This is a genomic window from Serratia sp. BNK-33-b, assembly GCF_048684565.1.
GTDB lineage: Bacteria > Pseudomonadota > Gammaproteobacteria > Enterobacterales > Enterobacteriaceae > Serratia > Serratia marcescens.
In genome coordinates, this window is sequence record NZ_JBLQTZ010000001.1 from 64,487 (window position 1) to 79,590 (window position 15,104).

At 59.4% G+C, this 15,104-nt stretch carries 15 protein-coding genes; 4 read left to right on the plus strand and 11 right to left on the minus strand.

All coding sequences use genetic code 11. The features are described 5' to 3' along the window. Positions 1–225 precede the first annotated feature (225 nt). From gdhA to ACMGGK_RS00295, 4 genes are all read right to left on the minus strand, one after another. Complete coding sequence (gdhA, locus tag ACMGGK_RS00280; protein ID WP_016930438.1) at positions 226–1,569, minus strand: NADP-specific glutamate dehydrogenase; 1,344 nt, start codon at positions 1,567–1,569, stop codon at positions 226–228. Between the two features lie 199 nt (positions 1,570–1,768). Beyond that, the gene (gene uspA, locus ACMGGK_RS00285; protein WP_004930988.1) at positions 1,769–2,206 is read right to left on the minus strand and encodes a universal stress protein UspA; all 438 of its coding nucleotides are present in this window, start codon (positions 2,204–2,206) and stop codon (positions 1,769–1,771) included. A 267-nt stretch (positions 2,207–2,473) separates the two neighbouring features. Next, positions 2,474–3,382, minus strand: coding sequence for a LysR family transcriptional regulator (locus ACMGGK_RS00290; RefSeq protein WP_261420391.1), 909 nt, complete (start codon positions 3,380–3,382; stop codon positions 2,474–2,476). A gap of 102 nt (positions 3,383–3,484) precedes the next feature. Next, positions 3,485–4,258, minus strand: a complete 774-nt coding sequence (locus ACMGGK_RS00295) for an SDR family oxidoreductase (RefSeq protein WP_420276602.1) — start codon at positions 4,256–4,258, stop codon at positions 3,485–3,487. A gap of 432 nt (positions 4,259–4,690) precedes the next feature. Between ACMGGK_RS00295 and uspB the strand changes: the two genes are divergently transcribed. Next, positions 4,691–5,026: a universal stress protein UspB gene (gene uspB, locus ACMGGK_RS00300; RefSeq protein WP_016930435.1), complete on the plus strand. Its 336-nt coding sequence runs from the start codon at positions 4,691–4,693 to the stop codon at positions 5,024–5,026. 343 nt (positions 5,027–5,369) lie between these two features. On the opposite strand, the gene pitA is transcribed toward uspB, so the two are convergent. After that, complete coding sequence (pitA, locus tag ACMGGK_RS00305; protein WP_016930434.1) at positions 5,370–6,872, minus strand: inorganic phosphate transporter PitA; 1,503 nt, start codon at positions 6,870–6,872, stop codon at positions 5,370–5,372. A 300-nt stretch (positions 6,873–7,172) separates the two neighbouring features. Between pitA and ACMGGK_RS00310 the strand changes: the two genes are divergently transcribed. Next, positions 7,173–8,372: an NAD(P)/FAD-dependent oxidoreductase gene (locus tag ACMGGK_RS00310; protein WP_016930433.1), complete on the plus strand. Its 1,200-nt coding sequence runs from the start codon at positions 7,173–7,175 to the stop codon at positions 8,370–8,372. A gap of 28 nt (positions 8,373–8,400) precedes the next feature. Here the strand turns inward: ACMGGK_RS00310 and add are convergent, their stop codons facing one another. Together add and ACMGGK_RS00320 are read right to left on the minus strand one after the other, a co-directional pair. Continuing rightward, a complete protein-coding gene (gene add / locus ACMGGK_RS00315) occupies positions 8,401–9,393 on the minus strand; it encodes an adenosine deaminase (protein WP_049300432.1) in 993 nt (330 codons plus the stop codon). A gap of 9 nt (positions 9,394–9,402) precedes the next feature. Continuing rightward, on the minus strand, positions 9,403–10,344 hold the full coding sequence (locus ACMGGK_RS00320; protein WP_420276603.1) for a nucleoside hydrolase: 942 nt from the start codon (positions 10,342–10,344) through the stop codon (positions 9,403–9,405). A gap of 160 nt (positions 10,345–10,504) precedes the next feature. On the opposite strand from ACMGGK_RS00320, the gene ACMGGK_RS00325 reads away from it, so the two are divergent. Continuing rightward, positions 10,505–11,188 (plus strand): Crp/Fnr family transcriptional regulator, encoded by a 684-nt coding sequence (locus tag ACMGGK_RS00325; protein WP_049300434.1) that lies wholly within the window; start codon positions 10,505–10,507, stop codon positions 11,186–11,188. Here the strand turns inward: ACMGGK_RS00325 and ACMGGK_RS00330 are convergent. The 4 genes from ACMGGK_RS00330 to ACMGGK_RS00345 all read right to left on the minus strand — a co-directional run bounded on the left by ACMGGK_RS00330 (position 11,185) and on the right by ACMGGK_RS00345 (position 14,048). Continuing rightward, positions 11,185–11,604 carry a VOC family protein gene (locus tag ACMGGK_RS00330; protein WP_049300435.1) on the minus strand — a complete coding sequence of 140 codons (420 nt, stop codon included), beginning with the start codon at positions 11,602–11,604 and terminating at the stop codon, positions 11,185–11,187. The two genes, ACMGGK_RS00325 and ACMGGK_RS00330, sit on opposite strands and share 4 nt — an antisense overlap. A 127-nt stretch (positions 11,605–11,731) precedes the next feature. After that, positions 11,732–12,148 (minus strand): SRPBCC family protein, encoded by a 417-nt coding sequence (locus ACMGGK_RS00335; RefSeq protein ID WP_028127813.1) that lies wholly within the window; start codon positions 12,146–12,148, stop codon positions 11,732–11,734. Between the two features lie 36 nt (positions 12,149–12,184). Beyond that, entirely contained in the window at positions 12,185–12,982 is a 798-nt protein-coding gene (locus ACMGGK_RS00340; RefSeq protein ID WP_028127812.1) for an SDR family NAD(P)-dependent oxidoreductase, read from the minus strand. 55 nt (positions 12,983–13,037) lie between these two features. Then, positions 13,038–14,048 carry an aldo/keto reductase gene (locus ACMGGK_RS00345; protein ID WP_016930426.1) on the minus strand — a complete coding sequence of 337 codons (1,011 nt, stop codon included), beginning with the start codon at positions 14,046–14,048 and terminating at the stop codon, positions 13,038–13,040. A 142-nt stretch (positions 14,049–14,190) separates the two neighbouring features. Between ACMGGK_RS00345 and ACMGGK_RS00350 the strand changes: the two genes are divergently transcribed. Then, a complete protein-coding gene (locus tag ACMGGK_RS00350; RefSeq protein ID WP_016930425.1) occupies positions 14,191–15,090 on the plus strand; it encodes a LysR substrate-binding domain-containing protein in 900 nt (299 codons plus the stop codon). Positions 15,091–15,104: the final 14 nt, after the last annotated feature.

Consider the following 15,104-nt stretch of genomic DNA (forward strand, 5'->3'; position numbering starts at 1 on the left):
CGCACATTTAAGTAAAATATTGACGAATTTAATGTTAAATAAATGTTTAATTATTTGGCAGTGGTAAATTTACTACCAACTAAACGGCTGTAAATAACTTTTTATTAACTTTTAATTAACGCATTCGCATCATTTTGATGGCTTGGACGCGGAAAAAAATGCCGGCGAAGGAGCCGGCATTGAAGCATTTAATCGATGTGTGAATAAGATCACCTTTTCGCCCGATTACAGCACGCCCTGGGCCAGCATCGCCTCCGCAACCTTAACGAAACCGGCGATATTCGCGCCGTGTACATAGTGGGTTTGCTTGCCCTCGCCGCCGTATTCCACGCAGGCATGGTGAATATCCGCCATGATATGTTGTAAACGTACATCCACTTTTTCCGCCCGCCAGCCGATGCGCGCGGCGTTTTGCGCCATCTCCAGCCCCGACGTGGCCACGCCGCCGGCGTTGGCCGCCTTGCCGGGCGCGAACAGCACCCCGGCGTCAAGGAAGGCGTCGGTGGCCTGGATGGTGGTCGGCATGTTGGCGCCTTCCGCCACCGCTTTCACCCCGTTGCGGATCAGCGTCTGCGCCGCCTCGAGATCCAGCTCGTTCTGGGTGGCGCACGGCAGGGCGATATCCACCGGCACGCTCCACGGCTGCTGGCCCGCCAGATAGGTCAGACCGCGCTCACGTGCATAGTCCGCCACCCGGCCGTAACGCTGGTTTTTGATCTCCGCCAGGTGCGCCAGCTTCTCGGTGGTGAAACCGTCTTCGTCCACCAGGGTGCCGCCGGAATCCGACACGGTGATCACGCGCGCGTCCAGCTCCAGCGCTTTCTCGATGGTGTACTGCGCCACGTTGCCGGAGCCGGATACCGCCACCCGCATGCCCTCAAAGCCCAGGCCGTGGCGCTGCAGCATGGCGTCGGTGAAGTACACCAGGCCGTAGCCGGTCGCCTCGGGGCGGATCAGGCTGCCGCCGAAGGAGAGGCCTTTGCCGGTAAACACGCAGGCGGTGTTGTTGGACAGTTTTTTCATCATGCCGGCCATAAAGCCGACTTCGCGGCCGCCGACGCCGATGTCCCCGGCCGGCACGTCGGTGTCCGGGCCCAGATGGCGATACAGCTCGGTCATCAGCGCCTGGCAGAAGCGCATGATCTCCCCCTGGCTTTTGCCCTTGGGATCGAAATCGGAGCCGCCTTTGCCGCCGCCCATCGGCAGGGTGGTCAGCGCATTCTTGAAGGTCTGTTCAAAGCCGAGGAACTTCAGGATCGACAGGTTCACCGACGGATGGAAGCGCATGCCGCCCTTGTAGGGGCCGATGGCCGAGTTGAACTGCACGCGGAAGGCGCGGTTGACCTGCACCTGGCCGCGATCGTCCACCCAGCTGACGCGGAACTGAATGATGCGCTCGGGCTCCACCAGGCGCTCCAGCAGCGCCTGTTCGCGATAGCGCGGATTGCGTTCGATAAACGGCCACAGCGAGGTGAACACTTCGCGCACCGCCTGCAGATATTCCGGCTGGTGGGGGTTATGGCGTTGTAACGAGGACAGGAAAGACTCTACCGATACGGCATATTCCATGGATAACTCCTTTTCGCATTAAATTTCCCCCGCTATTTCTTATAGATATGGGTATAGGCGATGCCCGGGGGAGGATGTTGTGTCTTTAGCGACTATATCATCGGAGGGCGGTTGATTATCAAGCGATTAATCGGCGTGGCGGCATGAAAAACGCCCGCAGGGCGCGGGCGTTGGTCAGTTAAGTTAGCAGGCGCTTACTTTATTCGTCTTCTTCATCGCGCAGCGGCACGATCAGCATATCGATGTGCACGGTATTGATCAGCTGGCGCGCGGAAGACATCAGCTTGCTCCAGAAGTCCTGATGGTGGCCGCACAGCACCAGGTCCATATCGTATTTCTTGATGGCGTCCACCAGCACCTGCGCCAGATCGCCGCTGCCGCTCAGGGTCTCGGTGATCGGGTAGCCGGCGTTTTGCGACAGCTCGGTCAGCGCCTGATGGGTTTCTTCAGAGATGCGTTTTTGCATGTCGCCGAGATTGACGTCGATCAGGCCGGTATAGAGGTCGGAATAGTTGACATCGACGTGGATCAGAGAAACTTTGGCGTTATACGGCCGCGCCATAGAGACGGCTTTTTCTACCAGGATCTTGCTTTCCGGGGATAGGTCCACCGCGATCAATATGTGTTTGTAAGCCATAAGAATACTCCTTCCATAAACATGCCGATTAAAAAGGGTTAGCAGGCGTTCCGTGTACCCGCCTGGCGCTGTTGGTTCCATAGTATCATTTGGATAACGCAATGATATGTTGGGGCGATCACACTGCGCCGCATCGGAAATCTCTGCGCACGATACCTTTCGTTGTACACCCGCGCGGCGTAAAAACCTATGGGTTATGCGGGTTTTAACGGTCTGACCGCTTGAATTATAAGCGTTATTAAACAAAGTATAGCGCTAAATGTGCAATCAGCGCTCCAGATGCGGCTGCAGCAGGCTTTCAAACCACTCATGAAACACCGCCAGACGCCTTGAGCGCTGGCGGCGATGGGGGTAGATCAGGGCGATCGGCATGGAGGCGGCGCGGTAACCGGGCAGAACTTCCACCAGTTCACCGGCGTCGAGCAGGTGTTGTACGTCGTAGCGCGGGATTTGCATCAGCCCCAGCCCCGCGCGACAGCAGGCGATATAGCTTTCGGCGTTGTTGACCACCACCCGGCTGGGCAGTTCGAGCCGTTGCGTATGGCCGTCGCCGGTCAGGTATTCCCAGGGGGATTCGCGGCCGGTTCTGGGCGAGGCGTAGCCGATGCTCCAGTGCCCCTCGGCGAGATCGCCGGGGTGGAGCGGATGACCGAATTCGCTCAGGTAGGCGGGGCTGGCGCAGTTGATCAGCGTGATATGGCCGAGCGGGCGCATCACCAGGCTGCTGTCGTGCAGATCGCCGACGCGCACCGCGCAGTCGACCCCTTCCTGCACCAGATCGATGGCGCGATCGGCGGAGCCGAGCGCCAACTGCAGGTGAGGATGGCGCCGCAGCAAGCCGGGCAGCGCCGGCGCGATCAGCCGGCGGGCGATGCGGCTCGGCACGTCGACGCTGAGCCGCCCGGAGGCCTGCCGCTGGCTGGCCTGAAATGACTGATCGATGTCTTCCACTTCGGCCAGCAGCGGGCGCAGCCGCTCGAGCAGCTGTTCGCCGTCGGCGGTCAGCCGCACTTGCCGCGTGGTGCGGTGCAGCAGCCGTACGCCCAGTTGCGTTTCCAATTGCTGCACGGCGGCGGACACCGAGGCGCGCGGCACTTCCAGCGCATGGGCCGCCCGGATAAAGCTGCCCATTTCCGCCACCTGTACGAATACGCGGTATTGATTGAATCTGTCCATCTCACTGACCTGCTGTTCCTTGGCGCCGTTCCCGACAGAAAGTGTAGCCGCATGGCGCGGTTGCGCGCGAGCAGGTGCGGGGGCCTCTCCGCCCCCGTCGAACTATTTGGTGGTGTAGCCGCCGTTGATCAGGATGGTTTGGCCGGTTACCCACCAGCCGTCGCTGACCAGATGGCGGATGAACGGCACCACGTCTTCGATATCGGTCAGGCCGGTTTTGCTGAACGGCGACAGCGCCGCCGCCGTTTTGTGGTAGGCCACGGCGTCCGCACCCTCTGCCGGGTAGAAGAACGGGGTGTCCATCGGGCCGGGGCCGACCGCCGTCACGGAGATGCCGCGCTCGCCGAACTCCTTGGCGGCGGCGCGGGTGAAGTGCTCCACCGGCGCCTTGGTGCCGGCATAAGCGGCGTAGAACGGCGTGAAGGCGCCGAGCAGCGAGGTGACCAGCGTGCAGATTTTACCGTTGTCGTTGAGGTGCTTGCCCGCCTCTTTCAGGAAGAAGAACGCGGTTTTGGCGTTGACCGCCGTCATCTCGTCGAACTCGGCTTCGCTGATGTCGATCATCGGCTTTTTCAACACCTTGCCGACGGTATTGATGGCGATATCCGGCTTGCCGACGGCGGCGACCGCATCGGCGAACAGCTTCTCGACCGCGCCCGCGGTGGTGAGATCGGCCTGCAGCGCGACACCTTGCGCGCCGGTGGCCTGAATGGCGGCGACGGTTTTTTCCGCTTCGGCTTTGGAAGCGGCGCTGTTGTAGTGGATCACCACCGCTTTGGCGCCTTGTTCAGCCAAATCGCGCGCGATCAGCCCGCCGAGGTTTTTGGCGCCGCCGGCGATGAGGACGGTTTTTCCCTTGATTGAATGGTTTGCCATAACAGTTTCCTTGGATGAGCGTAACGGAAACCTGAGTCTAGCCAGCGTGGGGGAAAGATCAGCGGCGTGGCGCGGGATAGACTATCCAGAAAAGCGACATAATCGAAACGGACGGTTATCGCTTATAACGCCCCGGCAGGTGACTTTTCGGCACAGGGCGGTAAATTTTATCCACTGCTCAGGCCAGTTTGCGTTCCATTAACCTACAATGATGGATATGGGCTTCACCATTTCTCCTCTGAGTAGAACCATGCCGTGCAAATCTCTCTGTGCGGCGCGGCAACGTCTTTGGAGGCGGTGGGTTATGGGTGTGGCTCGTGCAGGCAAAAAAAGGGGATGAGAGCGGTAAGCTCCAGCAGAGTATCGGGTAATGAGGTAGGGCGGTTGGACCCGGCGGATGGCCGCGGATAACAACGCCTTGAGGGGGTAATCATGATCAGTACCGTCGCGCTGTTTTGGGCCTTATGTGTGGTGTGTGTGGTAAACATGGTGCGGTATTACTCTTCTCTGCGCGCGTTGCTGGTGGTATTGCGCGGCTGTGACCCGTTGCTGTACCAATACGTCGACGGCGGCGGCTTCTTCACCGCCCACGGCCAACCCAGCAAGCAACTGAGGCTGGTGCGCTATATCTTCGCGCAGCGCTATGTCGAACACCACGATCCGGAGTTTATTCGCCGCTGTGAGCGGGTGCGCGGGCAGTTTATGCTGACCTCGGCCCTGTGCGGCCTGGTGGTCATCAGCTTGATAGCGCTGATGATCTGGTATTAATGCCTTCCTGTTTCCCTTGATGCAGGCAAAAAAAAGGCGGCTCTGCGGCCTAATGCTTATCAGTTAGCGTTTTTTTGAAGTACTCGTGACGTTTTCGGTCGATAAATGAGAGGTGGATCATGAAGCTCCTGTCCCTCGACCGAGCCAGGGGCCGAAGGCGCGGCCCCTGGCAACCCGCGCCATCGGCCCCTACAATTGCCGTTCGCTACGGCATCAGAGAAATGCGAGGGTTTTACGGCAATTCTCCTGCACAGAACGCCCAGAGGATGGATAAAAAAATGCCAGTCAGGCTTAACTGACTGGCATTAGGCCCTGCGGCCGCCTTTCTCGTGGTGCTTATCGCTTAGATCAGCTTCAACGCAACCCAATACAGCGCACCGGAAAGCAGAATCGAGATTGGCAGGGTCAGTACCCAGGCCAACAGGATGTTCTTCACGGTTTTGCTCTGCACGCCGCCGCCGTCCACAATCATCGTCCCGGCAACCGCCGAAGAGAGGACGTGGGTGGTGGAGACCGGCATGCCGGTATAACTCGCCACGCCGATCGACAGCGCCGCGGTCATCTGGGCCGATACGCCCTGGGCGTAGGTCATGCCTTTCTTGCCGATCTTCTCGCCGATGGTGGTGGCCACGCGTTTCCAGCCCACCATGGTACCGAGCGACAGCGCCAGCGCGACGGCGACGATGATCCACATCGGCGCGTACTCGACGGTCTGCAGCAGATCCTGACGCAGGTTCTTCAGGAAGCGCTGGTCGGCGGATGAGGTTTCCGGCAGCTTGGCGACTTTATCCGCCGTGTCGGTCACGCACATCAGCAGGCGGCGCAGGTGGCTGCGCTGGTCAACCGTCAGCTGATCGTAGCTTTGCAGGTTGGTCAGCATGCCCTGAGCCAGTTCGATGGCCGGCATGGCGCGCGAACTGTCGCAGTGGAACTCGGCAGGCTTGCCAGACGCAGCTTCGTCATCCGGGCTTGGCACCAGCGGCGTCAGCGACACCGCATGCGACAGCGCGTCGCCGTGCTGCTGGTAATATTGCTGCAGGTGGGTCACGGCGTCACGCGTACGGGTGATGTCATAACCGGTTGCATTCATATTGACCACGAAGCCGGCCGGTGCAACGCCGATCAGCACCAGCATGATAAGGCCGATGCCTTTCTGGCCGTCGTTGGCGCCGTGCGAGAAGCTGACGCCAATCGCCGACAGGATCAGCGCGATACGGGTCCAGAACGGCGGCTTGCGTTTGCCGTCGACCTTTTCACGTTCCGCAGGGGTCATGTGGATACGCTGGCGTTTCTTGGTGCCACTCCAATAGCGGCGCAAGGCGAACACCATCACTCCCGCCACCATCATGCCGACCAGCGGCGAGAACAGCAGAGAAAGGAAAATGCCAATCATTTTCGGGACGTTAAGCGCATCCACCACCGAAGTGTGGGTCATCAGGGCGTTGGTTAAACCGACACCGATGATTGCGCCTATCAGCGTATGGGAACTGGAGGCCGGCAGACCGAAATACCAGGTGCCGAGGTTCCAGATGATTGCCGCCAACAGCATGGAGAAGACCATGGCTAATCCGTGTGCTGAACTGACGTTTAACAACAGATCGGTAGGCAGCAAGTGGACGATGGCGTAAGCAACACTCAAACCGCCGAGCATTACGCCAAGAAAGTTGAACAAACCTGCCATCACGACCGCAAGTTGCGAGCGCATGGCGCGGGTATAAATAACTGTAGCGACCGCATTGGCCGTATCATGAAAACCGTTGATGGCTTCATAAAACAACACGAACAACAATGCGAGAATTAACATCAGGCCGGTATGGAAATCCAGGCCAGCGAACAAATGCAGCATAAGCGTTACGCCAGTTTGTGGACATGAACGCCGCGCATTATCAGTGACAACCGGGGCCGGGGAAAAGGAAAATATGACGTTTTTTTGATTTGGACATGACGAAACGATGACGCGCCTATAACAAAAATATTGAATATCAACGCGTTATTCTCCTCTGACCTCTGTAATATTTTCTTACTGTGGCGTTGGCGGCGCCGGGGCTTTACAATCTGCCGCCGTGAATTTGGCGGTGACCGGCGGCGAAACGGCGTAATATGGCGCTCTTTTGTCGCGATTGTGGTTTTGATAAGTGAGGCTCAGGTGGAACAGTTTGATGTCGTAGTGATTGGGGCGGGTGCCGCCGGCATGTTTTGCGCCGCGCAGGCGGGGCAACTCGGTTGCCGCGTGTTGCTGCTCGACAACGGCAAAAAACCGGGCCGCAAGATCCTGATGTCCGGCGGCGGGCGCTGCAACTTTACCAACATGTACGCCGAACCGGCGGCCTATCTGTCGAACAACCCGCACTTCTGCAAGTCGGCGCTGGCGCGCTACACCCAGTGGGACTTCATCGATCTGATCAACCGCTACGGCATCGCCTACCATGAAAAAACGCTGGGGCAGCTGTTCTGCGACGATTCGGCGCAGCAGGTGGTGGATCTGCTGGTTAAAGAGTGCGAGCTGGGCCAGGTGACGATGCGCCTGCGCAGCGAAGTGTTGGGCGTGGAGAAAACCGAGAGCGGCTACCAGCTGGCGCTCAATGGCGAAAAAGTAAGTGCTCGCTCACTTGTGGTGGCTAGCGGCGGATTATCCATGCCGGGGTTGGGCGCGTCGCCGTTCGGTTACAAACTGGCGGAGCAGTTCGGCCTCAGAGTGTTGCCGACGCGCGCCGGGCTGGTGCCTTTTACCCTGCATAAGCCGCTGCTGGAGCATGTGCAGACGCTGTCCGGCGTGTCGGTGCCGGCGGTGATCACCGCCGAGAACGGCGTCAGCTTCCGTGAAAGCATCCTGTTCACCCATCGCGGTCTCTCTGGCCCGGCGGTATTGCAGCTGTCCAGCTACTGGCAACCGGGTGAGTATGTGAGCGTTAACTTACTTCCGGAGCTGGATCTGGCGGGCTTCCTGGATAACCAACGCCAAGAGCACCCGAACCAAAGCTTGAAAAACACCCTGGCGCTGCATTTGCCGAAGCGGTTGGTGGAGTGTTTGCAGACCCTGGGACAATTGCCGGAGGCGACGCTGAAGCAACTGAATGCGCCGCAACAGGCGGCGTTGGTGGATCTGTTGCAGAACTGGCGCGTGCAGCCGAACGGCACCGAAGGCTACCGCACGGCGGAAGTGACGCTCGGCGGCGTTGACACCAACGAACTTTCTTCCAAGACGATGGAGGCCCACAAGGCGCCGGGGCTCTATTTTATCGGTGAAGTGGTGGACGTGACCGGGTGGCTGGGCGGCTACAACTTCCAGTGGGCCTGGAGTTCGGCCTGGGCCTGCGCCCAGGCGCTGGCGGCGCAGGGGCGTTAAAACCCGCTCAGCCTTGACACGTGCCGGGTCACATTGGCCCGGCCTTGAGCTGATTCATTAATTTCATTTTAGTGTTTCCGTCGAGAAAGCTCGCCTCCAGCGCCTGTCGGTTGCTGCGGTTAAAATCGTCATCCTGCCAGCCGAAGGCGTCATGCAACAGCTGATACTCCTTGTTCAGCGTGGTGTCGGCGACGGTGCGCGCATCGGTATTCACGTTCAGCCGCACTCCCATCCTTTTCAGCCGATCTATCGGATGATCGTCGATGCTGTCGAACAGATTGCAGACGAGATTGCAGCTGGGGCAGATCTCGAGCAGGACGCCGGTGGCTATCAGACGCTCGACGAGCGCAGGGTCCTCGATGCTTCTGACGCCGTGGCCGATGCGCGACACCTGTAGCTGCTCCAGCGTTTCCCGTACGCTGTCGGCGCCCTTCGCCTCGCCGGCGTGGGCGATGACGTTGCCGCCGGCGGCACGCACGGCGCGAAAGGCCGCCACATGGTGGGTCAGCGGGTAACGCGCTTCATCGGCGGCCAAATCCAGCGCCACCACGCCGCTTCCCTGATAATCGATAACCAGTTTCGCCGTTTGCAGGCTGGCGGCCGCGTCGAAATGCCGCAGCGTGCACAGGATCAGCCCGGCGGCGATGCCGTAAGCCCGCGAGGCGTGATGCATGGCCGCCAGCACCGTCTCGACCACCGCTTCACCGCTTAACCCCAGCCGGGTATGCAGCAGCGGCGCGAAGCGCAGCTCGGCATAGATGACATTATCCGCCGCCAACTGCGCGAATAAGTCCTCGACGGCCAGCGTTATCGCCTGGCGTGTCTGCAATAGATCTATTTGCGGCGCTATCTTGCTTAGAAAGTCCCCCAGATCGGCGCATCGTTTCGGCGCGACAAATTGCCGATTAAATGCCGTTCTGGTTATTTGCGGGTCGACCTTTTTTAAATAGTGGTAGCTTAAACAGGTATCCAAATGAACGTGTAATTCCACTTTCTTCAATTTTCTTGGATCGAATTTCATGCGAGTCACTTATTTCATTAACGGCTGAGATAACAACGAGAACAGTTTTTCTTTAAACAGGCCGGGCTTAATGCGGGTAATCACGCGCGCATTGGCCGGTTCGCCGGTAAGCTGAGTGGAATCAATGACGTAATGGCCGTAAGACCTCTCACTTTTATATTCTACCCATGAATACGCCTCCAGACTGGTCTCGACGATATCTGGATAGAGCGCCACCGCCATGGTGGTCGGATCGGGCAAATCAAACCCTTTGCGTTCGGTACGCCGTGCGTTGAACGCCATCAGCGCGCGATTGCAGCGCACGGCAAAGCGTCCCAGTTCGCCGAGGTTATTCAATCGTTCTATATCGCGTTCGTCGATAAACGCTTCCCCCATGCCGATCTCCCAGCCGACGAGAGTGAGCGGCAGCCCGGCAGTGAGCACCAGGTGCGCGGCCTCGGCATCGGCGTAAAAATTAAATTCGGCCAGCGGGGTGATATTGCCGGGCATCAGCCCGGAACCGCCCATCACATAAACCCTCTTCACTTTTTCGGCCAGCGTGGGCGCTTTCAGCACCGCCATCGCGAGATTGGTCAACGGCCCGAGGGTGACGATTTCCAGCTCGCCATTGAGCCGTGCGGCGCAGTCGATGATGGCGTCCACGGCATGAACGGGGTCGGCGCTCTGGCGCGGATCGGGCAAGGCCATGTCGCCCATGCCGTCTTCGCCGTGAATATGGTGCGAATGATAACGCGTTCGGAAAAGCGGTTTCGCCATGCCGGCATAAACCGGGGGCGCATAGGTTCCCGCTTTTTCCACGCAGATAAGTGCATTTTTGACGCACTGTTCAAGCGGGCAGTTTCCCGCGACGGTGGTGATCGCTTCCACCTTCACGTCGGGTGCGCGCAACGCCATCAGCAGCGCGACGGCATCGTCGGAAGCAGTATCGGTATCTATCAAAATATGTCGCATGGCCATCTCCTCGGGTGGGCTATGCGGAGAAAGTACCCAGACGACCTAAGGCAAAAAAGGTCAGATGTCCTTTTTCGTTCTGAAGCGCGTCGGCTATGCTGAACGCAGTCGAAAGCGAGGATGTAAGACGTTTAAGGATGAGCCCTGGGAGTGAATCGCCTTGAAAACGGTCGGTGACAGCAAGCTAAAAGAAGCTTTTATCGACGCTCACGATCTGCGAACGGCGCTTTCGCCCACGCTGCTCGCCGTACTGCGCCTGGTCAGCGTCGAAGCCGGCGAATACCTGGTGACGCAAAGCGATCGTTTGACCCACCTGTTTTTTCTCGTGCAGGGAAAATTGCAGGTTGAGAATTTTGATGTGAATGGCGCGCACATTGTCTTTTCCTTCGAAACGGATTTCTCGGTGATTGGCGATCTGGAGCTGTTCTCCCAGACGCAGCGCACGCTGTTCAGCACCGTGCAGGCGGTGACCGACGCGCTGCTCCTCGCGGCACCGATAGAGGCCATCAACAATCACGCCCTGAGCGACCCGGCGTTCCTCACCTTTATCTGCCGGCAATTGAGCACTAAGCTGCTGAATGCCTCTTTGCTGCATGCGAACGGCGTTTTTACGGCGGAGTATAAACTGCGAAAATTTTTATTATTCAAGATAAAGAACGAAGGGGAATTGATTGAGCTGGAAAACCGGGAGGCGCTGGCGGCGAGATTGGGCATCTCCGTCAGACAGCTGAGCCGCGCGCTGGCGCAGCTCGCGGCGGACGGCATCATTCAATTTAAAAACAAGTCACTGTGGGTGACGGATAGCCAACGGCTGTCCGACATCAACGGGAGCGCCAGGATCTAGCCGATCGCCGGCCCCTTCAATTCCACGCGATTGCCGTCCGGATCGCTGAAATAAATGGACGGGCCGTCGCCTTCAGCGCCATAGCGCGATTCGGCGGGATCCACGCCGATCCCCTGCGCTCGCAGATAGGCCAGCAGCTCGTCCTCGTTGAAAGGATCGATGCGCAGGCAGACGTGATCGACATTTTGCCGGTGAGGATCGGGCGCCGCGCCGCCTTTTTTCCCCAACACGCCGTTAATATCCACCAGATCGATCATGGCCGCTCCGGCGCGCAGGTGCATCAGCCCCAAATCCGGCCGCTGTTTGGCGATATCACAGCCGACGATCTGGGTATAAAAATGCAGGCTTTTCTGCATATCGCGCACGCGCAGCACCACATGGTCGATAGTCTTCAGGCTGAAAGGGCGCACGGCCATCTCCTCAAACGGAAGTCTCCTTTACAGCATAAACGGCGCTGGCGGATTTATCCTGCTCCAGAGCTAAAGCCAAAAAAAACGGCCAATGGCTTTCACCATCGGCCGCGAGCGCTTGAGCATACCGGCGTTAGCGCGGGAAGTTGCCGCTCAGCGCATCCAGGCCGCCCTGGTAGATGCCGCTGAACAGGGCGACGGCCTCGTCGTCGCTGATGTTGACCGGCGTGAAGCTGCCCGACCATTCCACGCGCGCCACGTTGGCGTCGTCGGTGGCGTGTACTGACAGGGTGGACAGGTAATTCACCACCGGGAACGGCGCCTGCATGATGGAGTAGCTGTAGCTGCGTTGACGGTTGTCGAACGCTTCCAGCCGCTCGATGACGGTGCCGCCGTCGGCGGTGGTTAAGGTACGCACGCGGCCGCCTTCCGAAATGACGCTTTTCGGGATGAACGGCAGCCAGTCAGGCAGGGCGTCGAAGCCGCCGATCAGTTGCCATACGGTGTCGGCGGATGCCGGGATGTTCATAGATACGGATGTATTAGCCATTTTCTTTCTCTCTTGATATCGGTTTAGGGTACGGAATTACATTGCCAGGGTGTCGACGACGCCGCCGTCGACGCGCAGCGCCGCGCCGGTAGTGGCCGAAGACAGCGGGGACGCAAGGTAAACGGCCAGGTTGGCCACTTCATCGACGTCCGCCGCGCGCTGAATGATGGAGCTTGGGCGTTCGGTTTTAACGAACTCGTCGGCCTGATCGCGCGCGCTGCGCCCGGATTTGGCCGCCGCTTCCGCCAGCATCTCCTGCAGGCCTTCGGTAAAGGTTGGCCCTGGCAGGATAGCGTTGACCGTCACGCCGGTGCCGGCGAGGCGTTTCGCCAGGCCGTGAGACACCGCCAGGTTGGCGCTTTTGGTCACGCCGTAGTTGATCATGTCCGCCGGGATGGCGACGCCGGATTCGGACGATACGAAAATAATGCGTCCCCAGCCCTGTTCGGTCATGTTCTGCGCGTAGTGGCGCGCCAGACGCACGCCCGAGAGGACGTTGACGTTATAGAAGTGCATCCACTCGCTGTCGGGCACGGTAAAGAAGTCTTTATCGTTGAAAATGCCCAGGTTGTTGATCAGCACGTCAGCTTTAGGCTCCGCGGCGAACAGGGTTTCTGCCCCTTGTTCCGTGCCGAGATCGGCGACCACGCCGCGCACTTGCGCGCCGGGCACGTTGGCGCTGATGTCGGCGATAGCGTTATCGACCCCGGTTTTTTGACGGCCGACGATCACCACGGTGGCGCCCGTTTTGGCGAGTCCGCGCGCGATGCCCAAGCCGATGCCGGAGGTGGAGCCGCTGACGACGGCGACTTTGCCTGAAAGATCCAGTTTCATCATGTATATCACTCTGTAATGTGGGTAATGGGGCCGGGGGGCGGCCCCATAAAACTTAACGAATCGGCAGCGGCGCGTTGTCGGCCACCAGTTTCTGACGGCGCATCTCCGCCCAGAACTCAGCCGGGATCACTGCATCCAGCGCAGCCAGATCTTCGGCCATGCGGCCAGGACGGCTCGAACCGGGGATCACGGCGGCGACGGCCGGGTTAGCCAGCGCAAACTGCAGCGCAGCGGCTTTGACGTCTACCTGGAAGCGAGCGGCGATCTCTTTGATTTTCGCGACTTGCTGGCGAATAGCCGGGGACGCTTTCTGATATTCGAAATGTTCACCGCCGGCCAGCACGCCGGAGCTGTATGGGCCGCCGACGACGATATCGACATTCTGTTCCAGCGCTTCCGGCATCAGGCGTTGCAGGGCGCGTTCGTGATCCAGCAGGCTGTAGCGACCGGCCAGCAAGAAGGCATCCGGTTTAGGTTCATCGAGCGCCAGCGTCAGCTCGCAAGGCTCGACGCGGTTAACCCCGAGTCCCCAGGCTTTGATCACGCCTTCGTCACGCAGGCGGGACAGCGCGCGGAAGGCGCCGGTACGGGCGATATTGAACTGTTCCAGCCAGCTGTCGCCGTAGAAATCCTGAGCGACGTCGTGGATCCAGACGATATCCAGACGGTCGGTTTTCAGGCGCTTCAGGCTGTTTTCAATGGAGCGAAGCGTGCCGTCTTCCGAGTAGTCGTTCAGGATCTTGTTTTTCAAACCGTGTTCGAACAGGCCGCCTTTCTCACCCAGATCGCGGGCGGCGGGATCTTCCATTTCGTCCAGCATGATGCGGCCCACTTTAGTGCTCAGTACGAACTCATCGCGTGGGTACTGAGAAAGCGCTTCGCCCATGCGAATTTCCGACAGGCCGGAACCGTAAAGCGGCGCGGTGTCGAAGTAGCGGATGCCCAAGTCCCAGGCGCTGGTTACGGTAGCCCGCGCTTCTTCTTCTGGAATGGCGCGGTACATATTGCCGAGCGGCGCGCCGCCCAAACCGATCTTGCCGGGTAAAATATTTTTGATGCTCATGGTGAATCCTCAATACGTTATCTTTTCAGGGAAACTTGTGGGGCTCATACAGCGTCTGCCCCGTCACGAGGCTAAAGATAACTTGGCAAGTTGTGACTTGATAGGACATAATTTGTCTAAGTTAAGTCCTTTGAGGTCTGAGGTGATCGATTTACGTCAGTTGAAATACTTCGTCGCGGTGGCGGAAGAGGAGCACGTCGGCCGCGCCGCCGAACGGCTGCACATTTCCCAGTCACCGCTGAGCCGGCAGATTTCCCAGCTTGAGGAACGTCTGGGTTTGATGCTGTTCGAGCGCAATCAGCAGCGCATCCGCCTGACCGCCGATGGCCAGACGTTTCTGGCCGAAACCCGCGCGCTGTTGACGCACGCCACCCGGCTCGAATCGCTCGGGCGCCGCCTGGGGCGGGGGGAAGACGGCGGGCTGTGCATCGGCTATATCGAAAATGCGATGCACTCCGGCGTCTTGTCGAACGCATTGCGGTCGCTGCGGGTTTCCCGGCCGGATGTGCACATCGTGCTTTACAGCCAGCCTTCTTCCATGCAGCTGGAAGGGCTGCGGCAGCGCAGCCTGGACGTGGCGCTGGTCAATACGGCGCCGGATCGCGCGGATCCGGATTTTGAATATACGCAGGTGCTGGACGATCGCATGCTGCTGGCCTTGCCGCAGACGCATCCGCTGGCGGACAGGGAAACGCTGCAGCCGGCGGATCTCACCGATCAGGCTTGGATCTCGGTGATCCACAAAGAGGATGCCCATTCGCGCGACGACTTCGTGGCGGCCTGCGTGAAGGCCGGGTTCGATCCGGATATTCGGCTGGAGGCGGGCGAGCCGCTGACCGCGCTGGGGCTGGTCGCCGCCGGATTGGGGATGACGTTGATCCAGCACAGCCTGCGGCATAACGCGCCGCAAGGCGTAGTGCTGCGCGAACTGCCCTGGATGCAATACACCACGCAGCTGTGGGCCGTGTGGCACAAGGCCAACCTGCGCCCGCTGGTCACCCATTTCCGCGAAGTGATGTCGGCCGGTCCGGCCTGCCACTGACTGCGCGGCGGTGT